The following is a 23,080-nucleotide window of genomic DNA, read 5'->3' as shown; positions in this document are numbered from 1 at the left end:
TGGACGACATCGCGAAACGCCAACCTACGAATGGACCGACAATGAACAACGAAGAACTGAACACCTACTTTACCCAACAGCTGATCGACATGGCCTCTGAGCGCCTTGGCGGCGAAACCCTGGCCTGCAGCGATGACTTCTTCGCGGGCATGGAAAATCTGCTCAAACCCGGTCGCGGCGTTTTTATCGATGACAAATACACCGATCGCGGCAAGTGGATGGACGGTTGGGAATCGCGCCGCAGCTACGGTCGCGACAACGGTCGCGAGTTTGACTGGTGCACCATTCGCCTGGGCATTCCCGGTGTGATCCGCGGCTTTGATGTGGACACCAACCACTTCCGCGGTAACGCCCCTCAGTCCGTCTCCATCGAAGCCTGCGTTTGCAACGGTCAGCTGGATGACAACACCGAGTGGACCACCCTGCTGCCCCAGACCCCGGTAGACGCCCACAGCCAGAACCTGTTCAGCATCGACAGCGACCAGATCTGGACCCACATCCGCCTCAACATCTTCCCGGACGGTGGTGTGGCCCGCTTCCGCGTGTACGGCGACCCCAGCATCGATGCCTCCCAGTTCCTGCCCGGTGAGCTGATCGACCTGGCCTCCATCAAAAACGGCGGTCGTGCACTGCTGTGCTCCGACATGTTCTTCAGCGACAAGAACAACCTGATCATGCCCGGCCGTGGCGTTAACATGGGTGACGGCTGGGAAACCAAGCGCCGCCGTGACCCAGGCCCCGACTGGTCCATCGTCAAGCTGGCCACCGAAGGTTCCGTCAACAAAGTTCTCGTGGACACGGCCCACTTTAAAGGTAACTTCCCGGACCGTTTCTCCCTGGAAGGTACCAACGGCAGCGACAGCGATGTACTGGCCGGCAACACCGAGTGGCAAACCGTGATTGGCGAACAGAAGCTCTACGCCCACCGCGAGCACCTGTTTATGCAAGAGATCGAGTCAGCGCAGCAGACCTTTACCCACGTGCGTCTGAACATCTTCCCGGATGGTGGTGTATCGCGCATGCGCGTCTTCGGTTACCGTAAGGAAGACCTGAAATGAGCCTCGCGGATCTCAATGCCATGAGCGCCGACCAGGCGACCCACGCGTTTATGCAGTGCTGCACCAGCAGCACTTGGGTTGCCCGCATGGTCGAGGCGCGCCCTTTTGCCGATGCCGATGCTCTGTACACCGCAGCCAATGAAAACTGGCTCGACCTGGCGGAGGGCGACTACCTGGAAGCCTTTGACGGTCACCCCAAAATCGGCGACGTCAGCAGCCTCAAGGCCAAGTACGCCAACACCAAGGAGTTGGCCAGCGGCGAGCAATCCTCGGTAAACGAAGCCAGCGACGAAGTGATCGATGCCCTGGCCGCCGGTAACAGCGAATACGAAGAGAAGTTTGGTTTTATCTTTATCGTCTGTGCTACTGGCAAGAGCGCTGTAGAAATGCTGGCGTTGCTCAATGCCCGTCTCCCCAACGACCGGGAGGCCGAACTGAAAAACGCGGCGGAAGAACAGCGCAAGATCTTCCATATCCGCCTGAATAAGTTGGTCTGAAGCAGCTAAGCTGATTCGACGACAAGGGAAAACAAAGGAGCCCAATCGTGAGCCAAATTACCACCCACGTTCTGGATACCACCCGTGGCCTGCCCGCCGCCGACCTAGCCATTACCCTGTATCAGCAGGTCAACGGCGACTGGCAGCAACTGGCCTCCGGCACCACCAACAGCGACGGTCGCATCCCCAATTTGCTGGACCAGGACCGGGTACTGGACGGTGGCTGCTACCGCGTGCACTTTGACACCCAGGCCTATTTTGATCGCAACGAAGAAGCCGGCTTTTATCCCTACGTGGATATCGTCTTTACCATCGACGGCAGTGGTGCTCACTATCATATTCCGCTGTTGCTGACCGCCTACGGCTATTCCACCTACCGGGGCAGCTGAACCATGAGCGACACCATCAACACCGTGCAGCCACAACCCTTGACCCGCGAAGCCTTTGCGCCCTTCGGCGATGTGATTGAAGTGAGCGACCAAGCGCACCACTTCGGCATTAACCAGGGTTACACCGAGCGATACCACAACCTGGCCGACATCGATGTGGACGCCGAAGGCGGCCGCGCCATTGTGAGCATTTTTCGCTCCACGCCACTGCAGCAACCCATTGCCATCAAAATGATGGAGCGCCATCCATTATCGAGCCAGGCGTTTATCCCCATGGGCCAACAACCCTACCTGGTGGTAGTGGCGCCGGCGGGCGATTTCGATGAGTCGCAGCTGCAGGTGTTTCTGGCCCGCAGCGACCAGGGTGTTAACTACCACAAAGGCACCTGGCACCACTTCTGCCTGGCGCTTAATGAACAGAGTGACTTTTTGGTGGTAGACCGCGGTGGCGATGGTCACAATTGCGATGAAATAGAGCTGACCCCAGAGCAGCAACTGCGCGTTAACCTATCAGACAATGCATAGGGCGAGGCAAATGGTGGATTACGGCGCAAGCGCCTAATCCACCCTACGAAAGAACGAAGAAACGAAAAAACGAAAGTTCAAGAGAACAAAACCATGAGCGATACACTAAAGGCATTTCGCGGCGACATTCTCCACTTTTTGGGCGACCCGGCCCAAATGCCGTCAGAGAAATCATACCAGTACCTGGAAGACGGTCTGATGCTGGTACACAACGGCCGCATCGAGGCGCTGGGCAAAGCGGAAGAGATGCTCGCCGACCTGCCCGCAGGCACCGAGGTGATTCACCACACCGACGGCCTGATCGCCCCCGGCTTTATCGATACCCATATTCACTACCCGCAGACCGAGATGATCGGCTCCTACGGGGAGCAACTGCTGGAATGGTTGGACACCTACACATTCCCCACGGAAACTCAGTTTAAAGACCGCGAATACGCCAGCCAGCGTGCCGAGTTCTTCCTCGACCAGCTGCTGAGCAACGGTACCACCACCGCTTTGGTATTCGGCACCGTTCACCCGGAATCCGTGGACGCCTTCTTCGAACACGCCCAGGCCAAAAACTTGCGCATGATCTGCGGTAAAGTGCTGATGGACCGCAACGCCCCGGAAGAACTCACCGACTGCGCCGACAGCGGCTACGAACAAAGCAAGGCCCTGATCGAAAAGTGGCACGGCCGCGACCGACTGCAATACGCCGTTACCCCGCGTTTCGCACCCACCTGCAGCAGCGAGCAGATGCACCGCGCCGCCGAGCTACTGAAGGAATACCCGGATGTGTATATGCACACCCACCTTTCCGAAAACGCCAACGAGGTGGTGTGGGTATCGGAACTGTTCCCGGACAGCAAACACTACCTGGACGCCTACGACCAACACGGCCTGCTGGGCAAACGCAGCGTATTCGCCCACGGCATTCACCTGTGTGAAGACGAATGTCAGCGTCTGGCGGAAAGCCAATCCGCTCTGTCCTTCTGCCCCACTTCAAACCTGTTTTTGGGCAGCGGCCTGTTCAACCTCAAACAGGCAGAGCAATACAACATCAAAGTGGGCCTGGGCACCGACGTCGGCGCCGGCACCAGTTTTTCCATCCTGCAAACGCTGAACGAGGCCTACAAGACCCAACAGCTGCGTGGTGAAAAACTCACCCCACTGAAGTCTTTCTACCTGGCGACCCTGGGCGGTGCCCGCGCGCTGGATCTGGACGACAAGATCGGTAACTTCACCGTGGGCAAAGAAGCGGATTTTGTGGTGCTGGATTACAAAGCCACACCATTGATGGACCTGCGCATGCAGCAGTGCCGCGATTTGATGGAGCGTTTATTTGTGCTGAGCATTCTCGGCGACGACCGCGCCATTCGAGCAACTTACGTGATGGGTGAACAGGCCCATCAGCGCGACGAAAAATAACTCGTGCGATTAAATTTAAAATAATGAAATAGGCTGGAGGTATTCACCGTGGATCCCTATCTGACAGAATGGTTAAACCTGATTTTACGCTTTGCCCATGTGATTACGGGCATTGCCTGGATCGGAGCATCCTTTTACTTCGTCTGGCTGGACAACAGCCTCGAAACTCCCCCCAAGGAGAAAGCGGACAAAGGTATTCGCGGTGATCTCTGGGCCATCCACGGCGGTGGTTTTTACGAGGTGGCCAAATACAAACTGGCCCCGCCCGCCATGCCCCAGCACCTGCACTGGTTTAAGTGGGAAGCCTACACCACTTGGATTACCGGCTTCCTGCTGCTGACCCTGATGTACTACGTGGGCGCCGAAGCCTACCTTATCGACCCGCGCATTGCCGAGTTGAGCCAGATGGAAGCCATTGCCATTGGTCTGGGTTCCATCATCGGTGGCTGGTTTGTCTACGACGGTCTGTGCCGCACCAAACTGGCGGACCACGGTCTGGCATTGGGTCTGATTCTGCTGGCACTGGCCACCGGCCTCGCCTGGTTCCTGACCGAAGTCTTCAGCGCCCGCGGTGCCTACATCCATATGGGTGCGGTTATTGGTACCATCATGGCCGGTAACGTCTTCAGCACAATTATGCCCGGCCAGCGTGCACTGGTAGAGGCGGTAGAAAAAGGCGAAGCGCCGGATTCCTCCTGGGCCATGAAAGCCAAGCTGCGCTCTACCCATAATACCTACACCACATTGCCGCTGATTTTTATTATGATCAGCAACCACTACCCAATGACTTACAACCACGGCTACAACTGGCTGGTACTGATGATTATCTTTGCCATCACCGCCGCCATCCGTGTGTTCTTTGTGGCTCGCCACACCGGTAAGCAAAACCCCGCTCTACTGGTAGGTGCCGGCCTCGCCACCATTGCTCTGGCGGTCATGATTGCGCCTAAATCTGTCACGCCACCTGCCGGACACGAACATTCCGTCAGCAATGTGGACGTAACCAAGGTAGAAACCATCCTAACGGCCCGTTGTGGTACCTGCCACTCCAGCGCACCCACCGACGATATGTTTACCACACCACCGGGCGGCGTCACCTTTGACAATATGACCGCCATGAAGCAGTGGGCACCACGCATTAAAGCCCGCACCGTAGACTCCACCGACATGCCGTTTATGAACAAAACCCACATGACCGACGAAGAGCGCCAGTACATTGCCCTTTGGGTCGCGCAGGGGGCGCCAGAACACTAACGCAGTATTACCGAGTGTCACACCTATAGAGTTCTAATCCTCTATGGCTTTTGCCAGTTACCCGACTACAGGCGGGTAACTGGATTTTTTGTATCTGGGTTTTGGTCCAACCTGAATCCAATTTGCCACACTAAAGATGTGCTCCGCGTAGGGTGGATTAGGCGAAACCGTAATCCACCAAAGACGTGGCAATATCCAAACAACAGCGCTCCAAAAGCCTGTTGTTTTTTGTACGTATGTAAGACTGGAAGTAAAACAAACTATGACAAACAGCAGGATCAATATCGGCGGACTGAAAATCGCCGAACCCTTATACCAACTGGTCAACCACGACATCATCCCCGGCACCGGTATCAATGCCGAAGCCTTCTGGAAATCCCTGGAAGACATCTGCAAAGACCTGACACCCGTAAACCAGGCATTGTTGAAAAAACGCCAACAGCTGCAGCAACAACTTGGGCAATGGCACAGAGATCACCCGGCGCAATCGGACGATAAAGCCTATCTGGCAAACTACCAACAATACCTGCAAAACATCGGCTACATCGCCCCGGACGTTGACGACTTCCAGATCACCACCGCCAACGTGGACGCGGAAATTGCACAACTGGCAGGCCCGCAACTGGTGGTGCCCGTAATGAACGCCCGCTACGCCCTCAATGCGGCCAATGCCCGCTGGGGCAGCCTCTACGATGCCCTGTACGGCAGCGACATTATTGAAGACGACGACTGCGCAGACAAAACACCGGGCTACAACCCCGTGCGTGGCGACAAGGTGATCGCCTTTGCCAAGCGTTTTCTCGACCAGAACTTTCCGTTGCAGACCGGTTCCCATCGCGAAGCGGCGGCCTATGCCATTGAAGATGGCGAACTGCAGGTAACCCTGGGTGATGGCCAGATCACCCGCTTGGAGCAACCTCAGCAACTGATAGGCTACCTCGGCATGCCCCGGCAACCGGAATCGGTACTGTTAAAACACCACGGCTTGCATGTCGAAATCCAGATCGATCGCACCCATACCGTCGGCCAGACCGACCGTGCCGGCGTCAAAGACCTGCTGCTGGAAGCCGCCCTCACCACCATTCAGGACTGCGAAGACTCCGTCGCCGCCGTCGATGCCGATGATAAAGTGCAAGTCTACAAAAACTGGCTGGGTCTGATGAAAGGCGACCTGCAGGAGCAAGTCGGCAAAAATGGCAAGACCATCACCCGCCGCCTCAATCCGGACCGCACCTACACCGCCACCGACGGCTCAACTCTGACCCTGCCCAGCCGCAGCCTCATGTTCGTGCGTAACGTCGGCCACCTGATGACCACCGACGCCGTACTCACCGCCGACGGCAAAGAAATCCCTGAAGGGTTTCTCGATGGCATGATCACCAGTCTGACCGCCATCCACGACCTCAAGCGTACCGGCCCCCTGCGTAACTCCCGCACGGGCAGCATCTACATCGTCAAACCAAAAATGCACGGCCCCGAAGAAGTGGCCGTTGCCGTCACCCTGTTTGAACGCATTGAGCAAGCCTTGCAGCTACCACGCAACACCCTCAAACTGGGCCTGATGGACGAAGAACGCCGTACCTCCGTTAACCTGAAACAATGCATCCACGCCGCGCGGGAGCGGGTGGTGTTTATCAACACAGGCTTTATGGACCGCACCGGCGACGAAATCCACTCCGTGATGGACGCCGGCCCCATGGTGACTAAAGAAGCCATGAAACAGCAAGCCTGGATCAACGCCTATGAAACTCGCAACGTCGCCATCGGCCTGCAATGCGGGCTCAACGGCCGCGCCCAGATCGGCAAAGGCATGTGGCCCATACCGGACGCCATGGCCCAAATGTTGAACGAAAAAATCAGCCACCCAACCGCCGGGGCTAACTGCGCCTGGGTGCCCTCCCCCACCGCCGCCACCCTGCACGCCCTGCACTACCATCAGGTGGATGTCAGCGAGCGTCGCAAAACCCTTGCAACACAACCGCTGGCATCAGTGGAAAAACTGCTGACTGTTCCACTCCTCAAAGAAACCCTGGCCCCCGAAGCCATCGAACGAGAAGTGGACAACAATATCCAGGGCATCCTCGGCTACGTCGTGCGTTGGGTCCACCAAGGCGTGGGCTGCTCCAAAGTACCGGACATCAACAACGTCGGCCTGATGGAAGACCGCGCCACCTTACGCATCTCCAGCCAACACCTGGCCAACTGGCTGCACCACGGCATTTGCAGCCAGGAACAAGTCGAGGCCAGCCTGCAGCGCATGGCCAAACTCGTGGACCAACAAAACAGCAACGACCCGGACTACCGCCCATTTGGCGAAAATCCGAACAATACGGTCGCCATGGCTGCTGCCCGAGACCTCATCTTCGAAGGCACGCAGCAACCCAGCGGCTACACCGAACCCGCCCTGCACCGCCGCCGCAGGGCCTACAAAAACCTCTGATCCCAGCCCGTCAGCATGGCGGTAACCTTGGGCTCAGCATTATCCCCGCCCCCATACAAAAAGGGGCGGGAATCCACCAACTACGGGCGCTGGGCTCTGGTCGCTGCCGCCCTCTTTCCCTATAATCAAGTGACTGGATTTAAGAGAGCGGTACCCACAGCACCATGACCGATATCATCAAAAACCGGCGTAAGGAACCCGCCGGCCGCATTCGCCAGAAAAACCAAGGGGTCATCCTGGCGGCTGCCGAAGAAGAGTTCCTGACCTACGGCTTCAAAGGCGCCTCCATGAAGCGCGTGGCCGAACGGGCCGACCTGCCCCGGGCCAACATCCACTACTACTACAAAAACAAACTCGACCTCTACGCCGCCGTCCTGGGCGACATCGTCGAGATCTGGAACACCACCTTCGATACCATTCGAGCGGAAGACGACCCCAAGCAAGCCCTCACCGCCTACATCCGCGCCAAGGTGATGTACTCCAAAACCAACCCCGCCGCCTCAAGGATCTTCGCCAGCGAAATCATCCACGGTGCCCCCCACCTGAGCGAATACCTGAAAACCGACTTCCGGGAATGGATCGGCCGCAAGGTGGAGGCCATCCAATCCTGGATCGACCAGGGCAAGATGGACCCCATCGACCCGATTCATTTGTTGTTCTTTATCTGGGGCTCGACCCAGCACTATGCGGATTTCGGCGTGCAGGTGCTGGCGGCGATGAATAAGGAGCAGTTGGATGATGAGGATTTTGAACGGATTGCGGATAACTTGGTGAGGATGGTTTTGAAGGGGTGTGGGATTAGCTGAGTCCGGTATTCAGATGATTTCTTTGAGGGGGTGTTCGGCCCCCTTTTCATTTTTGTGTCGATTCAAATTCGCCAACAACTGTACTGGGTTGCGCTTATTGGGAATTAGATCACTAATGGAGTTACTGCTTTTCTTGGCCGGTATTTACCTGAGAGAGATTAGACATGTATTCGCGAGCCATGGCTATGAAACTGGAACAATTTAGGAAATCAGATACAGAAGAGGTCATTAAATTGTTCACTGACGTTTTCGCGGATTCCGAGGGTGAATCCGAAGGACAGATTATAGGCAATCTGGTCTCTGAGCTGATTGCCACTACGGAGCCCGAAGATTTGATCGGTTTCATTGCAATCGATGATGATCGTATTGTTGCCAGCATATTCTTTAGCAGGCTTAACGTACCCAAAGGCCAGTTGGCGTTTATACTCTCACCAGTGGCAGTCTGCACAAGCCTGCAAGGAACAGGTATTGGCCAAAAGATTATTAAGTTTGGACTAGACCACCTAAAATCCTTACAGGTGAATTTAGCTTTTACTTATGGCGACCCAAATTACTATTCGAAGGTAGGCTTTTGCCACATCAACGAAACCGCAGTAGAGGCACCCCAGCCATTAAGCCAACCGCAAGGCTGGCTTGCACAGTCGCTTAATGGTGACCCGATTCCGTCCATGGAGGGTAAAACGATATGTGTCGCAGCACTGGACGACCCCAAGTACTGGTAAGGTGACACTGATCTGTATTTGGCCGCCGATGGCTTCAACTTCAATATAATCCTTAAGAGTGGATGCCGCTTGCACCTATCCCCGTTCCACGAAACAGTGGCACTGGCGGGTGGATTGGGGACCAATTAATCGCAGCGTGAGTCCTTCTCGGCGCATTCCTCTAGTCGCCCTGCGGCCAGGATGATAAAAGCAAACGCTTCTATCACGGAAGTAACACCGGCAACACATCGGGACGAGAATATGAAGCGAATATGGCTGTGGGTATTGATTCTGATGAATACCTCCTTCACCGCTGCGGCAGAATCCAAAGTGGCGGAAATAAAGACAGGGAACTTTAGTGCAGGCGTATCATCGGCCGTCATTACCCCCGTGGCTCACAACGATGTCGTTGAAACCCTGGCCTCGGGTTCCAAAACCGTGGGTGATATCTCGGACCCCCTCTACGCCAAATCACTTATCCTGTCCGACGACAACAGCCGAATCGCGCTGATCGCACTGGATCTGGGGTATATTCACCCCACGGCCTATGCAGAGTTGTTGGCCGCTCTTCGGTCGCAGTTTTCCTTTGATCAGGTTTTTCTCAGTATCACCCATACCCACTCCGGTTATGTGGGCAACTACGACTATAAGGCACTGAAGGAGAAAATCGTCTCAGCTACCGAGGCGGCGCTAACGACTATGGAGCCAGTAAAGATCGGCGCATCCGAGGGGCAATTGGATGAAGCCTATAACCGCATTATCCGTAAACCGGGCGGTAGTGCCGAAATGTTATGGACGAATCCTCAGCGAGTATCCAATCGACGCGTTGATCAATCCGTGGGGGTTATCAATATCAAGAAGCAGAACGGAGACACCCTGGCCAATATTGTGAACTACAGTGCGCACCCGGTCGTTACCATGGACCTGAACAATGTGGTGATTTCGGCGGACTATCCCGGCCAGTTGGCCAGTAGCCTCAAGCGACGCGGTGAAGGAGAAACATTGTTCCTGCTCGGTGCTGCCGGTGACGTTAACCCCTATGAAGCGGACACCAAACCCACGGCTGTGGCTTTGAAAAAATCCAACGAACTCGGTGAAAAGCTGGCTGATGAAGTCATGAAAACCCTGGCGGACATTACTCAATACCAGGCGCGCGGGCGCTTCAGTTTCAGCAACCAGGGCTACTCTTTGCCGGTGGTCAAAGCGTCTGATCTCGACGTTGCCCCAGCCGAAGTCAATACGCTGATCCTCACCGACACTATCGCACTCGCCAGTTTCTCCGGTGAGTTTTTCAATCAATTCGGTGTCAGGCTTAAACAGAAAAGTCCTGTCAAACATACCTTCTTTGTGGGTTATACCAACGGCTCACTGGGATATGTGCCAACCAGAGAAGCTATGCAATATGGTGGTTATGGAGCCGACCTCAAAGATCTCTGGATTGATGCCAGTGCTGGAGAACGCCAACTCAACGACGCTATCGAGTCCCTTGAGGCACTATACCGATCAAGGTCCACTGCACCATAAAGGCACGGCGTCAGGCCAGAACATGGGTGAGATTATTCAACCAGACTTTCTGCCGAATACGCCACTCTGAAGCCAGCCATTTGATGATCGCCTCCAGAAACATCATCAGATACACCCATTCGAACGACCACTGCAGAAACAACCCGACAACCGCACTGAACGGCAGGCCAACTAGCCAGAGTGTGATAATTTCCAGATTCAGGCACCAGCGGTTATCGCCCCCTGCCCGTAAAACGCCAACGATGATGATCATGTTCTGCACACGGACCCAGATCAGCAGGCACAGAATCAGGTAACTGTTGAGAACAAGCTGACGAGTCTCACCCTCCAGGCCCCTGAAGGGCGCCAGAATCAGCGGATGGCTGAGCCAGAGCAGCACGCCGGTCAAGGCTGCCAATGCGATACCCCAGCGAGCTGTAAACTGACGTAACAACCAGGCAAACTGATATTTGCGTGCGCCCAGCGCCCGGCCTACCAGTATGGCCACCGCCTCGCCATATCCAGCGAACACGGCCATCATCAGCGACTCAATCGGAGAAATAATGCTGATGACCTTGAGGGCGTCTTCCCCCATACGGCCCGCAATCACATAGTAGAGTGAGCTGCCCACGCCAAACAGGATAAAGGTACCCACCACCGGCAGCGCATAGCTCATATAGGCCTGCCAACGGGATTTATCCCGCAAGATTTTCAGGTCCCGTAGTCTGGGCGCCAGCGGATTTCGGCTGACGTAGAGCACGGCCATAAGAACGCCCAACTGCAACGTGCGAGCCCAAAAAGAACCCCAGGCGGCCCCCTCCACACCAAGTTCCGGAGCCCCAAAACGGCCAAAGATCAGCATGTAGTTCAGCACAATATTGGTCACAGCAGCCGCGCCCCCCAGATACAGGGGTAGCTTGACGTAACCCACAGCGCGCAGCGAGATCTCGAAACTGAGATTGATCGCCGAAAAGATCACAATCACTGCGGTAATCTCAAGATAACGACCGGCCACCTCAACAATACCCACATCGTCGCTGATATAGCGCAGCCAGGATTCGGGCGAAAAGCCAAACAATAGCGCAAAGGGCGAGATCATCCAGACGCTGGTAAACAGCGTCAGTACCAGGCTTTCCTTGATCTTGCCGGATTGCCGCGCACCGTAGTACTGAGCCACAAGCACGCGGCCGGCAGTGGCAAATCCAAGAATCACCAGGATGGTGATAAAGTGCAGTTTAGCGGCGAGCCCTACACCGGCCACCGCATCGCTGCTGAGAGACCCCACCATCATGACATCGGCAATACCGAGGGTGGCGTTGAGAACGGCGAGCGCCATCACCGGCAAGGCAATTTGGCGAAACTCAGGAAGAAAACGTCGCGAGCGAAAAGAAGACATCATGAGGCCGTGACCCGCCAGCAGGAAAAGTCCGGCATTCTACAAGGGGTATTTGCCTTTTGTAGAAGACAGGATTCCGCTTTATCGCACCCGGGGTCCACTTTATCGAAAGTGCATACGTATTCATGTACGGACCAGCCGTCAATAGCAGGAATTGGATTGAATTGAGTCCCGTTTTGGGTAGGATTTTTGATGCCTGACGTCATGCCAACCCTTGCAGTTCAATTAAAGAGGGAATTTCTAATGAAGAAAAAACACGTACTGCTGGTCGGGGGTACTTCCCTTGATACCATCATTCACCTTCCCTCGCCAATGGAACCGGGGCCACAGACTATCTGGGCCAAAGAGAGCTACCAGGGAGTCGGCTGCACCGGTGCGGGTAAAGCCTTGAATCTGTCGAGGCTGGGAATAGATACGACGCTGCACACCATCGTAGGGCAGGATTCCCAGGCAGACTTTGTTCTGGGCGAATTGCAACACCCTAACATCGAGCTACTGGTTGAGCTAACCCAAGCGCCAACAGAGCAGCATACCAACTTGATGTCGCCCTCCGGCGAAAGAATATCCATCTTTACTCACCCGCCCGATTGCCCCAAGGAAATCGATGTCGAATCAATTTCCAAGGCTATGGCGAAAACCGATATCGCGGCCATCAGTATTCTGGACTATACCCGACCGACACTGGCCATCGCCAAAGCTCATAACAAGCCCCTGTGGATCGATCTTCACGACTACGACGGCAAAGACAGCTACCACCGGGAATTTATCGATATGGCAGACGTTATCTTTGTCTCCAGTGATAACCTCCCGGACTATGAGAGCTTTATGGCTCAGCAGATCAACGCGGGTAAAGAGCTGGTGGTTTGCACCCACGGTAAAGAAGGATCGACGGCGCTGACCTCCGAGGGAAGATGGTACCAGCAGGATATCCTGCCGGACTTTCCGCTAGTGGATAGCAACGGTGCGGGAGACGCTTACTTCAGCGGATTCCTGTTCGCTCATTTCCAAAACGCAAGCGTTCAGAACTGCATGCTATACGGATCGGCTGCGGCTGCATTGTGTGTAGGATCCAGGAAACTCTATAACCCATCCCTGTCCCCCGAGACGCTGGATGGGCTTTTCCAGGATTTCTCCAGGAGGTAGATGTCTAAGGGGGCTTGATAGCCCCCCACTCAGGCAATCTCCTCCAACGGCGTAAAATCAAACGCCATATCAAACGCCCGCGGCCCCACAAACTCCAGCGCCTGCTCCCGGCGCATAATCTCCGGCGCACCCACACCCACAAATATCATCCGCTGCCCAAAACGAACACTTTCGGCGGTCACCGGCAACGCCGTATCGGCATCAATGGCACAGATCAAATCCGGCACCATGGCCAATTGGCGGCCACCCTGCTCCGCCGTCAGGTATTCATTGCGGAATTGAATCACCACCGGGTTTTCGGGATCGCCGAAGGGCTCCAGAACGATTTCGCCGATATTAAACCCGCCCTCGATCTTCCGACGCACATCGACGACTTTGCCTTCGGAAAGTACTCGGGTTGTGCCATAGATAGAGCCGCCCATAATGCCTTCCAGATCCTGCAGAAAAGCGCTCGGATTACCGCGATGACGATGTATGGCGGCGCCTACCTGACGACACAGATCCAGGGTGCCCGGTACCGAAACTTGTTTGGCAGTGGCACCATCCATCATATGCTCGGCGGATACACAGGCACCGCCCATGGCTTGGCTCACGTTTCTCACCAGTCGCTCTGCGGCGCTGCTGTTGCGAGCGTTAATGACAACACTATCGCCAAATTCATCCACCACGGCCATGGGAGTTCCTTTGACACCATAGATGCTGAAGGTGACCATTTGCATTTCCGGCAGAGCCCGCCCCATGCCGTCGGCATCAATGACCGGCAAATTGCGCTGGGCGGCAGCGGCAATAGGTATCAGGGAATTGGCACCACCCACCTCAAATGAAATCAAGGCATCCGCCTTGCGTCCGACGTGAGCTTCCAAGGCTTCCAATGCCCACAGAGGCTCCTGGCCATTACCGAGTTTTTCCAACGATACCATCGGCGCGCCAATGCCACCGATGGCCACCACCAGGGCGTCGTCAGGCACCGCATCGAGGGAGAGCAGCTCAACACCTCCGGACTGCTTGAGAATTTGCTCCGTGGTAAGCTGGGCGATGTAAGGATCACCACCACCACCCGTGGCAAGAAAACTACTGCCGACGGCAATGTCTTGAATATCTTCGGCATTAATGATTTTTGGTGCATTGCTTATTCCAGTTCTGCTCATACCAGGTCTCCTATGCCGCCTTCAGCTGGCCAACGACTTTTACGCGCAGGCGCTCGGTGTCCTCGGCCATATAGGCCAGGGTGGTTTCTTCAATATCGGTGACACGGGTGGTGTCGCTACAGGCGCCTGCCTCTACGGCCTTGACGGTCGCCAGGCGTGTGGCTTCGGCAATGGCGTCACCGCGGCTGGTCTTGCCTGGCACATAGAGCATTTCCACTTCACCGCCAATCTCTGCCAATGCGGCACCCACGGCATTGGCAACACCGGCATTGCCGGGTCTCAACACGGATTCTGCTCCGGGCAAATCCTCGGGTACCAGAAATGCCCCTCCGCCAACGGCAATAACAGAAAGGGGTTGATCACCGGTTTTAATGCGATCCACGGTATCGGCCAGCATTTCGCGCATGCGTGCCATGGCGGTTTGCACCGTCTGTTCTGAAAGTGCTGACACTCGTGCGGGTTCGCCAATTTCCGCCACGCCTGCAGCAACGGCAATATCCGTTGCCGTCAGTGTATCGCCACCAAATATACGACCCCGGGAAACCAAATCGTGCCCCACGGAAATGGGACCAATGGTTTTGCCGTCCTCTTGCACAATGCTGCCACCACCAAGCGCCAGGGGCAGAATATCCGGCATTCGAAAGTTGGTGGAAACGCCGCCCACCTCAATGGCAACATTGGACTCACGGGGATAACCGTGCACCAGCATACCCACATCCGCGGTGGTGCCGCCCACATCGATGACAATCGCGTCGCGCAGACCAGAGAGAAAGGCGGCGCCGCGCATGGAATTGGTGGGGCCGGAGGAAAAAGTCAGTACCGGAAAGTGCTCCGCGTAGCTGGCGGTCATTACCGTACCGTCGTTCTGGCTGATAAATAGGGGAGCCTGAATCGCCTGGGATTTGAGCGCAGATTGAAACGCGCGAATAACTTTTTTCGACAATCCCATCAACGAAGCGTTCAAGAGCGCGGCGTTTTCCCGCTGCAACAGGCCAATACGACCCACCTGGTGCGAAAGCGTAATATCCACCTCTGGCAGTTCCGCCTTGATGCGATCGGCCACCGCGTTTTCCTGCTCGGCATTAACCGGCGCGTAAACACCACACAACGCCACAGCGCCGATTTGGCGAGCCCGTAAGCTCTTGATCAATGCATCCACTTCCCTGTCATCGAGCGGGCAGATGGGGCCACCATGATATTCATAGCCACCCTCCAGCATAAACACCTCGCTACCGAGGCAAGCGTCTATGTCCACGGGCCAACCCACTTTGGGCGGAACTGCGGCTGAGGACTGACGACCGATACGAATTGCCGCTACCGGGTTCATATGGCGGCGTTCAACCACGGCGTTGGTAAACTGGGTGGTGCCAATCATCACTGCCTGAATATTTGACGACTCGACACCCTCTTCATTCAGAACGGACTCCAGCGCATGAGTAATGCCGCTGCTGATATCTTCTGTCGTCAGCGACTTGACGGCCGCAATAATATTGTTGCCGTCTACCACGACAGCGTCGGTGTGGGTACCGCCCACATCAATACCAATTTTCATACGCTTAACTCTTTTCCACTGACTTTTTTCATCAATTCACTCATCACCCCGTACACCACCATGGATGACAGCACCGCATCGCAGGCTTCAATGGTGGTCAGGCTAATGCCCATTTCCGCTGACAGAATGGACGCCCAGATGCCGAAGCCCCAGGCCACAATCGCTGCCCAATTTACGGAATCGATGGACGACAAGCGGGAGACATCGTAGGGCCGGCAGCGCCTCAGCAGGAAGAAATCCACCACGTAAATGCCCGCCACAGGCGCAAAGGTGATGGCCAGGTAAAACAGGAAGGTGACCAAATAATCCAACAGATTGAACGAAGCCGCCAGGGTGCCGGCAATGCCGAGTATCACTACTTGCTTCCACTCGGTACCCCTTGGAAATACACTGGCCACACTCAGCGAGCAGCTGTACAGGTTCATGCTGTTAAGAATCCAGCTGGACATAATCACCAACAGGAATGCGCCCCAGCCCAATCCCATGGCCAACATCATGGTCAGTGCATCGCTCTCGCCAGTAACCTCACCGGAAATCGCGGCTATGGTGAGAACAAACGGTTCGACGATCAGAAACGGTACCGCCGCCACCAGCCACATGTGAGAGGGTTTACGAATAAAACGGGTAAAGTCCGGTAACAGCACGGAACCCACAATCAATCCACCCACCACGGCTGAGACCGCCTCGCCGTAGGTCAGGGGCTCCTGCGCTGTCGACGGCACGACGGGATCATTACCGGCTCCCAGTACCTGGCTCAGCAGATACAGGCACACCGCGACCAATACCGGCACAAACAACGTGGACAAGCCATTGATCAGACGCACACCAAACAGTGTGGTGATGGTAATGATTGCGCCACCCGTCACTTCAAACAACCAAACAGATTTCTCACCAGCCTCAAAGATCGAGATCAGGGCCTGACTGAGCAAATCGATGTTAATACCGAACCAGCCAAGCATGGCCACGGCGAACATCAGATTCACCAGCTTGGCCCCCTGGCGACCAAACACAAACTGGATGATCATGTAGGACGACAAACGGTTCAGTGTACCCACCAGCCCCGTTACGAAACTGATCAGCGCCAGCACCAGGCCACCGGTTAGAAACGCGGCCAGGCTGGTGCCGACTCCCAACCTCGATCCCAGCTCCAGCCCTGCCACCAGATTGGGCAGCGCAAAAGACACCGCCGAAATAATCAGGCAGATGCGAAAGCCCGAGGTAAAGCGCGACTCGGGCACTGGCGTAGTCGGGTAATCGTCCAGCCAGTCGTCACTGGGTTGTTGCGTGTTTGCCGTCATCAGCATTGCTCCAGACAGGTGTTAGCGATCAAAAATTGTAACGGAGCTGAACGCCAGCCTGCTGCGGGGTATTGCGGAAGCGAATACCATAGGGCAGACCGAAGTTACTGATGGAGCCTATGGCGTCTTCATCGGTGGCATTGTCCACAAACAAAGTCGCACTCCACTGCTGCGCTCCCACCTTTACGCTCAGATCAACAAACGTATAGGAGTCGGTGGGGAAAATGTTTTCCAGCACATAGTCCGTCTCGCCCTTGTAGTTGGCGGAGGCCCGGTACACAACCGTCAGACCGTCTCCCCACTGATGCTCATAGCTGATAGCGGCATTGAGAGTCACCTCAGGCACAAATGGCATGGTGTTGCCTTCCAGCGAGAGGTCACGTTCGAACCTGTTGATTTCGTTGTCCACAAAGCCGGCGCCGGCGGTGAGACTCAGACCTTCAGTTGGGCGAGCATTCAGTTCCAGCTCGAATCCACGTACCTCCACCTCATCCACGCTGAGGTTTTCCAGGGTAAAGGTAATCGGGTTAAAGCCGGTAAACTGGGCATCGTCCTGAGCCACCTGGAACAGTGCCGCGTTCAGGGTCATACGACCGTCGAACCATTCGGACTTGATACCGATCTCGTAGGTATCAGAGATCTCTTCGTTAAAGGTACGAACAATGTCCGGGTGGAATTCGTTAAAACCACCGGAGCGGAAACCGTGCGAATAGGTCACATAGGTCAGCAGGTTTTCCGTGGCCTGCCAGGCCAGTGAGAATTTCGGTTGCAGCTCGCTAAAGGTCTCTTCAGCAAAGGTCAAAGCCTTGTCGCCGGGGGTAAAAGACTCGCGCGTTTCCTCGTCATAACGCAGCGCTGCGGTCAATTCTAAAGTATCGCTGAGGTCATAGTTCAGCTGGCCAAAGGCTGCCCAGGCTTCGCTTTCCTGCTCATCATTGATTGCGAATAACAGGTCGGCATCTGTAAAATCCTCACGCTCGCGGCGCTGATCGCCGATCAGATCGTCGTAAAAGCTGAACAGGCTGGTACGATCACGTTGTTGGTAAAAGCCCCCCACCAACCAACGAAGTTTTTCATCTCCCGGCGAAACAAAGCGCACTTCCATGCTGGTGGCTTCGTCCTCCACTACATTCCGTTGTGCGGCAGGGAAGAAGAAATTGTCCGGATCTGCCGGCAACGGTGTAAAGTCCGCATCCAAAAAGTTGTCATCATCAGATTTATTGTAACCGGCAACCACAGACCAGAGCCCGTAGTCGGTATCGTGCTCCAGTTTTATGGAAAATGCGGTCAGGCTGTTCACATCCTCGGGGTACACATTGTGGGCAGGCTCGATGGAGAAATCCTCCTGGGTTTCGGGAGTCACCACCGTGTAGTAGCCTACGCCGTAGTCGCCATCGCTGTAGCTGCCGCGCAGGTCCAGAGTGGTCTGATCGGAGATCTGGAAGCGCAGCATGCCCTGCATCACGGTCTGGTCGATATAATCAACGCCCTCATTCAGAAACTTGTCGTCGATCAGACCATCGCTGTCGCGATAGAAGCCGGAAAGCCGGTAGTAGACTGCATCCTCCACCAGGGCGCCAGAGATATTTGCAGCAAGGCGCATATCGTCACCCTCGGCAAAGGTGGCCTGCAGCGACCCCTCAGTCTCATCCGAGGGCTGTTTGGTGACAATATTAATCGCGCCACCAATGGCGTTTTTCCCATAGAGAGCGCCCTGGGGGCCCCGCAGCACCTCAATGCGTTCGATGTCGTGTAGCCCCTGGTTGATAAACTCCAGGTTGGGTACGGTCACACCGTCCACCACAAACGCCAGGGGTGGTTCACCCACCTGGGGTGTAATCAGGCCACGAACGCTGACAAAAGCCAGATTGGGCCTGAAATTGCCAAATACGTCGAGATTAGGCGTCAGCTCGGCGAAATCCGCGATTTCAGTAATACGGGCGTCTTCGATGGTCTGGGAGGAAAATACGGTGATCGAGTCCGGTAGATCCTGGAGGTTTTCGTCGCGCTTTCGGGCCGATACCACAATTTCTTCCAGGGCGATGACTTCTGCCCAGGTAGGGGTAGCAACACCGCCGGTGGCTGCCAGCGCTAACGCCGCGGCTATTGCTGTTTTGTTTGAGATTGCCATTTCCTGCTCCGATCTTTATTGCATTTATAAGTATCGACCGCTTTGGGTGATACCGGGTTGGAAATTCAGTATGCCCAGCTGGCAGAAATTTAAATTTTCGAGGCAGAGGAATTGGCAAAATATTCCACGTAATTTCGGGGTGAGCGCTTCATAATCTTGATTATGGGGCAATAGCCCTTGAATGAGCCTGATTTGGCTTCTAATCTTAGTAGAATAAGAGCTAAACCGAGTACTGGATATTCCATTTGTTCAATAGCTAGTTCCCATAAAGCAGAAGGCACTATGAAAAAGACAAAACTGGACGCTTACAACCGCAAGATACTCACGGTACTGCACAAGGAGGCGGATCTCTCCAATGTGGACCTGGCCGAGCGGGTTGGCCTCTCGCCCAGTGCTTGCCTGCAGCGGACCAAGGCCCTGAAGGAGGCGGGATATTTCAAGGGGTTTGTGGTGGAACTGGACCTGGATGAGATCTGCGAGAACGTGATCGCCTATTTGGAGTTCAAACTGGAAAACAATACCGCCCCGGTTCGACGGCGCCTGGAAAAGGAAATCGCTGATGTGCCCGAGTTTATGGACTGCGTGCGAGTCACCGGCGATTATGACTATATCTGCTTCACTTGCTCTAGAGATATCGCCGACCTAAACCGCGCGGTCGACGAATTCTGTGCGATTGAAGAGTTGGGTATCGTAAAAACCAACATCCGCATTATCCTTGAACGGGCCAAATGGATGCTGGGCTATCCGCTTCACAAATTGGACTGGAAGGAATAGCCTCCTGTCTTCACCGTGCTAGCCCGTGGCCTCAGCAGCATTGCCAGGCAGCCTGTTGCGCTCAAACAGTGCTTCCATTTCCTCCAGGGTCTTACCCTTGGTTTCCGGCACCAGCTTCCAGACAAAGGCCATAGTCACCAGGCAGAAGCCCGCAAAGACAAAATACGGCAAGGCACCGTTAAACTGCTGGCTGTTAAACGCACTATTGTTAACCAGTGGAAAGGTACTGGCCACAATGCCATTGAACAACCACTGTGCCGCCACCGCCACAGACATAGCCACGCTGCGTACCCGGTTGGGGAAAATCTCGGACAACATGACCCAGACCACCGGCCCCATGGACAGCGCAAAAGAACCGATAAACACCAAAATGGCCAACAGTGACAGCATGCCCATCTGGCCGGTATAAATCGTCAAGCCAAGAACGGACAACCCCAAAAACATGCCCAATGTGCCCGTCAGCAACAATGGTTTTCTGCCCCAGCGGTCAACCGTATAGATGGCCACAAAGGTAAACACAAGGTTAACCGCACCCAGCCACAACTGTTGCTTAAGCGCATCCTCGGGGCCATATCCCAAGGCGTTGGCGAAAATTTCCGCACCGTAATAAAGAATCGCATTGATTCCGGTAACCTGCTGAAACACTGACAACATCACTCCGAGAAACAACACAAACAGCAAGGGGCCCGATAACAGACTGGCGAAACCAGCGGACTGGTGCTGCGAGAGAGAACGGCGAATATCCTCTAGTTCGCTGTCCGCCTCCGCGTCGTCTGCCGTAATCGTCAGCAGCACCTTGCGCGCCTCTTCTTCCCGCCCCTTGATCATTAACCAGCGGGGGCTATGCGGGACAAAAAACAACAATATAAAGAAAGACACCGCAGGCAACAGCTCTGACCAGAGCATCACTCTCCAGCCTTGCGTGACATTGTGGTGATGCAGCTCCTTAATGGCTTCAGCGGACATCCCCGCAACGTTGCCGCCACCGATAAAATAGGTTGCCAGGAAAACGATAAAAAAACCCACGACCACAGCCAGCTGGTAGTAAGACACCATACGGCCCCGCTCCTTTGGAGGAGAGATTTCCGCGATATACATGGGTGCCGCCATGGATGCCATGCCCACGCCCAACCCACCGATAATGCGGTAGATCACCAGTTGCGGCAGAGAGTCGGCAATTCCCGAGCCCCAGGCGGAGAGTGAAAACAGGAATCCTGAGAGAATCAGCGTGTATTTGCGACCAATGCTCTTGGTCAGGAATCCGGCAGCCATGGCACCAAACAGGCAACCGTAGAGGGCACTGCTGACCGCCCAACCCTGCTGTCCCGGCGTCAACTGGAAGTACTCTGTAAAATACAGCTGGCTGCCGCCAATAACACCCGTGTCGTAGCCGAACAATAATCCGGCCAGCGCTACCACCACCGTGATTCTGAGAACTGTTCGTCGGTGGTGTGTATGGCTGTTCAAATCGGGGGCCTTGTTATTTGTCATAGTAAATACCCTGGTCATCAGTGGGTTGAACTGGGATCGGCAGCCGTGAATAGCAGGTTGGCGGTTAGCCGACCTTTGCGAGGGTCACGCGCCAACCCCAAGTCTGGTTGAATATCGCCCGAATGCAATAAACTGCAGCGGTAAATCACTGCCCGGTTGAATTTCGCCGGCACCGTTCCTATGCGTTCGAATTGATTGGTATCGCCGTGGATATATGCTGGTGCGTGGGATGTATCCGCCATCAACTCAGCTTTAAGGGTACGCATATAGCCGCCCAATTGATGTTGTTGGACTTTTTCCAAGCCGGTACTCTTGTGACGATAAAACGAGGTGCCACCATGATGTTGCGCGCAAAGATAGTGCACCATGGCATAGGAATCGTTGCAACAGCTGTCGAAATGCGGCACCGTTTGGATCGGGCGCAGCTTCGCTGGCGGTACGGTGGCGATGGAGAGCACACAGGAGATGGTATCTACCTTGCTCGCCTCAAATACGGCAAAATAACGGTTTTCCTCTAAACTCCGTCTGACTTTCTGAGCATACTTCTGCGGCCCCGCTTGTCGTATTCCGGGGTAAAAGTCCTGGGACTGCTGCTCAAAGCAAGGCCCCTCCAGTGCGTATTGCACCAGGTCTTGCGGATGTTCCAGCAGATTGTCGATAACGACCACCGGCTCTTTGCCATGACCCACGTGAAAGGATTGAACCTCAGCATGCTCGCTGATGCTATACCCGTCCATACCTGTTACCACCTCTATTCAATGACACATATTTCCGCTAACTTGGCATTATTCTCTTTAGCAGCCCGCTCCGAGAGCGACTGGTTTTGTCGCGTTCTTGCGTCGAACCAGGGCGTAGATCTGCCCCAGGGATGTGATCATGGTATGGATCGGTGCCAGATAATCCCGATGGCGCAAATCCAACAGTTGCTCGTCCGGCAGTCGTTTGAACTGCTCTTCGTCAATAGTGTACATCCCTTGCAGTGTCAGGGATTGCCGGTTTTCCAATGTGATTTCCAAGCGCATCGGCTGCAGCAGTTTTAGCTCCAGCAGCGCATCGGTAAATGCTTGTATCTCAGTCTCGCCACGAAACAGTTCTGCCAGCTTCGATTTGGCACTGGAGAGATATGGACTGTCGCTTCCCTGGTCATCAAACAGTCTCTCGCTGCCCTGTTCACTCACGCCCGGATGATCAGTATCGACACAGACCACCAGTTTTTCCTGATTGGAGTCGTTGCCCGATTCCTGCCCGACAAAAAAGGGCTGCCTGGAAACCTGAAGCGGTACGTAAAGAGCATCCCAGTTTCCCTCTTGCACAAACAGGTTTTCGCCCGGCTCCAATCCAAGCATGGCGACACAGACAAAGCGGCCGGTGTCTCGGTTTTTAGTGAACGCAATGGGGTACTGGACCGCCAGTTTTAGAAATTCGCTGAGTACTACTGGTACCATATGCAGGTTGGCGTTTTGAGTTTCAACGGCCTGAGGGTTAATCCGAAGATTCCGATGCTGCTTATGATGTAGTGAGACCAGGCAAGTCATAATAGTCTTCTCTCTGTATTGTATGCGCTTAC

The 23,080-nt window shown here is 55.0% G+C and carries 20 protein-coding genes; 12 read left to right on the top strand and 8 right to left on the bottom strand.

Annotation, left to right across the window (positions count from 1 at the left end; genetic code table 11):
- Positions 1–41 precede the first annotated feature (41 nt).
- The 10 genes from alc to HBA55_RS15125 all read left to right on the top strand — a co-directional run bounded on the left by alc (position 42) and on the right by HBA55_RS15125 (position 10,601).
- Entirely contained in the window at positions 42–1,058 is a 1,017-nt protein-coding gene (gene alc / locus HBA55_RS15170) for an allantoicase (RefSeq protein ID WP_166993036.1), read from the top strand.
- Entirely contained in the window at positions 1,055–1,555 is a 501-nt protein-coding gene (uraD, locus tag HBA55_RS15165; RefSeq protein WP_166993033.1) for a 2-oxo-4-hydroxy-4-carboxy-5-ureidoimidazoline decarboxylase, read from the top strand. The genes alc and uraD overlap by 4 nt, the downstream gene beginning before the upstream one ends.
- Positions 1,556–1,602: 47 nt before the next feature.
- Positions 1,603–1,944, top strand: coding sequence for a hydroxyisourate hydrolase (gene uraH / locus HBA55_RS15160; RefSeq protein ID WP_166993030.1), 342 nt, complete (start codon positions 1,603–1,605; stop codon positions 1,942–1,944).
- A 3-nt stretch (positions 1,945–1,947) separates the two neighbouring features.
- Complete coding sequence (locus HBA55_RS15155) at positions 1,948–2,469, top strand: ureidoglycolate lyase (RefSeq protein ID WP_166993027.1); 522 nt, start codon at positions 1,948–1,950, stop codon at positions 2,467–2,469.
- 93 nt (positions 2,470–2,562) lie between these two features.
- Positions 2,563–3,876, top strand: a complete 1,314-nt coding sequence (guaD, locus tag HBA55_RS15150) for a guanine deaminase (protein WP_166993024.1) — start codon at positions 2,563–2,565, stop codon at positions 3,874–3,876.
- A 48-nt stretch (positions 3,877–3,924) separates the two neighbouring features.
- Positions 3,925–5,130: a urate hydroxylase PuuD gene (locus tag HBA55_RS15145; protein ID WP_166993021.1), complete on the top strand. Its 1,206-nt coding sequence runs from the start codon at positions 3,925–3,927 to the stop codon at positions 5,128–5,130.
- Positions 5,131–5,392: 262 nt separating this feature from the next.
- On the top strand, positions 5,393–7,570 hold the full coding sequence (locus HBA55_RS15140) for a malate synthase G (protein ID WP_166993018.1): 2,178 nt from the start codon (positions 5,393–5,395) through the stop codon (positions 7,568–7,570).
- 164 nt (positions 7,571–7,734) lie between these two features.
- Entirely contained in the window at positions 7,735–8,376 is a 642-nt protein-coding gene (locus HBA55_RS15135) for a TetR/AcrR family transcriptional regulator (RefSeq protein WP_166993016.1), read from the top strand.
- 185 nt (positions 8,377–8,561) lie between these two features.
- A complete protein-coding gene (locus tag HBA55_RS15130) occupies positions 8,562–9,098 on the top strand; it encodes a GNAT family N-acetyltransferase (RefSeq protein WP_166993013.1) in 537 nt (178 codons plus the stop codon).
- Positions 9,099–9,338: 240 nt separating this feature from the next.
- Complete coding sequence (locus tag HBA55_RS15125) at positions 9,339–10,601, top strand: neutral/alkaline non-lysosomal ceramidase N-terminal domain-containing protein (protein WP_166993011.1); 1,263 nt, start codon at positions 9,339–9,341, stop codon at positions 10,599–10,601.
- Between the two features lie 10 nt (positions 10,602–10,611).
- Here HBA55_RS15125 and HBA55_RS15120 read toward each other — a convergent pair whose 3' ends face one another.
- Entirely contained in the window at positions 10,612–11,979 is a 1,368-nt protein-coding gene (locus tag HBA55_RS15120; RefSeq protein ID WP_166993009.1) for an MATE family efflux transporter, read from the bottom strand.
- Between the two features lie 240 nt (positions 11,980–12,219).
- Between HBA55_RS15120 and HBA55_RS15115 the strand changes: the two genes are divergently transcribed.
- On the top strand, positions 12,220–13,119 hold the full coding sequence (locus tag HBA55_RS15115; protein WP_166993007.1) for a carbohydrate kinase family protein: 900 nt from the start codon (positions 12,220–12,222) through the stop codon (positions 13,117–13,119).
- A 29-nt stretch (positions 13,120–13,148) separates the two neighbouring features.
- Here HBA55_RS15115 and HBA55_RS15110 read toward each other — a convergent pair whose 3' ends face one another.
- Genes HBA55_RS15110 through HBA55_RS15095 form a run of 4 tightly spaced genes read right to left on the bottom strand, consistent with a single transcriptional unit; the run spans position 13,149 to position 19,248 of the window.
- Positions 13,149–14,267: a DUF917 domain-containing protein gene (locus HBA55_RS15110; RefSeq protein WP_166993005.1), complete on the bottom strand. Its 1,119-nt coding sequence runs from the start codon at positions 14,265–14,267 to the stop codon at positions 13,149–13,151.
- Positions 14,268–14,277: 10 nt separating this feature from the next.
- Positions 14,278–15,819 (bottom strand): hydantoinase/oxoprolinase N-terminal domain-containing protein, encoded by a 1,542-nt coding sequence (locus tag HBA55_RS15105; RefSeq protein ID WP_166993001.1) that lies wholly within the window; start codon positions 15,817–15,819, stop codon positions 14,278–14,280.
- Positions 15,816–17,117, bottom strand: a complete 1,302-nt coding sequence (locus HBA55_RS15100; RefSeq protein ID WP_166992997.1) for a cytosine permease — start codon at positions 17,115–17,117, stop codon at positions 15,816–15,818. The genes HBA55_RS15105 and HBA55_RS15100 overlap by 4 nt, the downstream gene beginning before the upstream one ends.
- Before the next feature lie 28 nt (positions 17,118–17,145).
- Positions 17,146–19,248 (bottom strand): TonB-dependent receptor, encoded by a 2,103-nt coding sequence (locus HBA55_RS15095; RefSeq protein ID WP_166992995.1) that lies wholly within the window; start codon positions 19,246–19,248, stop codon positions 17,146–17,148.
- Between the two features lie 282 nt (positions 19,249–19,530).
- Here HBA55_RS15095 and HBA55_RS15090 point away from each other — a divergent pair, with 282 nt between their 5' ends.
- Positions 19,531–20,022: an Lrp/AsnC family transcriptional regulator gene (locus HBA55_RS15090; protein WP_166992992.1), complete on the top strand. Its 492-nt coding sequence runs from the start codon at positions 19,531–19,533 to the stop codon at positions 20,020–20,022.
- An 18-nt stretch (positions 20,023–20,040) separates the two neighbouring features.
- Here the strand turns inward: HBA55_RS15090 and HBA55_RS15085 are convergent, their stop codons facing one another.
- The 3 genes from HBA55_RS15085 to HBA55_RS15075 are packed head-to-tail and all read right to left on the bottom strand — an operon-like array spanning position 20,041 to position 23,048.
- Positions 20,041–21,513 (bottom strand): sugar porter family MFS transporter, encoded by a 1,473-nt coding sequence (locus tag HBA55_RS15085; RefSeq protein WP_166992989.1) that lies wholly within the window; start codon positions 21,511–21,513, stop codon positions 20,041–20,043.
- 17 nt (positions 21,514–21,530) lie between these two features.
- Positions 21,531–22,250: a DUF6445 family protein gene (locus HBA55_RS15080; RefSeq protein WP_166992986.1), complete on the bottom strand. Its 720-nt coding sequence runs from the start codon at positions 22,248–22,250 to the stop codon at positions 21,531–21,533.
- A 57-nt stretch (positions 22,251–22,307) separates the two neighbouring features.
- Positions 22,308–23,048: a SapC family protein gene (locus HBA55_RS15075; RefSeq protein WP_166992983.1), complete on the bottom strand. Its 741-nt coding sequence runs from the start codon at positions 23,046–23,048 to the stop codon at positions 22,308–22,310.
- Positions 23,049–23,080: the final 32 nt, after the last annotated feature.

This window comes from Pseudomaricurvus alkylphenolicus (assembly GCF_011683955.1).
Classification (GTDB): Bacteria; Pseudomonadota; Gammaproteobacteria; order Pseudomonadales; family Cellvibrionaceae; genus Pseudomaricurvus; species Pseudomaricurvus alkylphenolicus.
Note: the sequence above shows the minus strand (reverse complement) of the source record. Positions and strands in the feature narration are given on the sequence as shown.

Excerpts from the sequence above, each read along its gene's own strand:
- alc (WP_166993036.1), top strand. The coding sequence starts at position 42 with ATGAACAACGAAGAACTGAACACCTACTTTACCCAACAGCTGATCGAC.
- uraD (WP_166993033.1), top strand. The coding sequence starts at position 1,055 with ATGAGCCTCGCGGATCTCAATGCCATGAGCGCCGACCAGGCGACCCAC.
- HBA55_RS15155 (WP_166993027.1), top strand. The coding sequence starts at position 1,948 with ATGAGCGACACCATCAACACCGTGCAGCCACAACCCTTGACCCGCGAA.
- guaD (WP_166993024.1), top strand. The coding sequence starts at position 2,563 with ATGAGCGATACACTAAAGGCATTTCGCGGCGACATTCTCCACTTTTTG.
- HBA55_RS15140 (WP_166993018.1), top strand. The coding sequence starts at position 5,393 with ATGACAAACAGCAGGATCAATATCGGCGGACTGAAAATCGCCGAACCC.
- HBA55_RS15135 (WP_166993016.1), top strand. The coding sequence starts at position 7,735 with ATGACCGATATCATCAAAAACCGGCGTAAGGAACCCGCCGGCCGCATT.
- HBA55_RS15130 (WP_166993013.1), top strand. The coding sequence starts at position 8,562 with ATGAAACTGGAACAATTTAGGAAATCAGATACAGAAGAGGTCATTAAA.
- HBA55_RS15125 (WP_166993011.1), top strand. The coding sequence starts at position 9,339 with ATGAAGCGAATATGGCTGTGGGTATTGATTCTGATGAATACCTCCTTC.
- HBA55_RS15120 (WP_166993009.1), bottom strand. The coding sequence starts at position 11,979 with ATGATGTCTTCTTTTCGCTCGCGACGTTTTCTTCCTGAGTTTCGCCAA.
- HBA55_RS15115 (WP_166993007.1), top strand. The coding sequence starts at position 12,220 with ATGAAGAAAAAACACGTACTGCTGGTCGGGGGTACTTCCCTTGATACC.
- HBA55_RS15110 (WP_166993005.1), bottom strand. The coding sequence starts at position 14,267 with ATGAGCAGAACTGGAATAAGCAATGCACCAAAAATCATTAATGCCGAA.
- HBA55_RS15105 (WP_166993001.1), bottom strand. The coding sequence starts at position 15,819 with ATGAAAATTGGTATTGATGTGGGCGGTACCCACACCGACGCTGTCGTG.
- HBA55_RS15100 (WP_166992997.1), bottom strand. The coding sequence starts at position 17,117 with ATGACGGCAAACACGCAACAACCCAGTGACGACTGGCTGGACGATTAC.
- HBA55_RS15095 (WP_166992995.1), bottom strand. The coding sequence starts at position 19,248 with ATGGCAATCTCAAACAAAACAGCAATAGCCGCGGCGTTAGCGCTGGCA.
- HBA55_RS15090 (WP_166992992.1), top strand. The coding sequence starts at position 19,531 with ATGAAAAAGACAAAACTGGACGCTTACAACCGCAAGATACTCACGGTA.
- HBA55_RS15085 (WP_166992989.1), bottom strand. The coding sequence starts at position 21,513 with ATGACAAATAACAAGGCCCCCGATTTGAACAGCCATACACACCACCGA.
- HBA55_RS15080 (WP_166992986.1), bottom strand. The coding sequence starts at position 22,250 with ATGGACGGGTATAGCATCAGCGAGCATGCTGAGGTTCAATCCTTTCAC.
- HBA55_RS15075 (WP_166992983.1), bottom strand. The coding sequence starts at position 23,048 with ATGACTTGCCTGGTCTCACTACATCATAAGCAGCATCGGAATCTTCGG.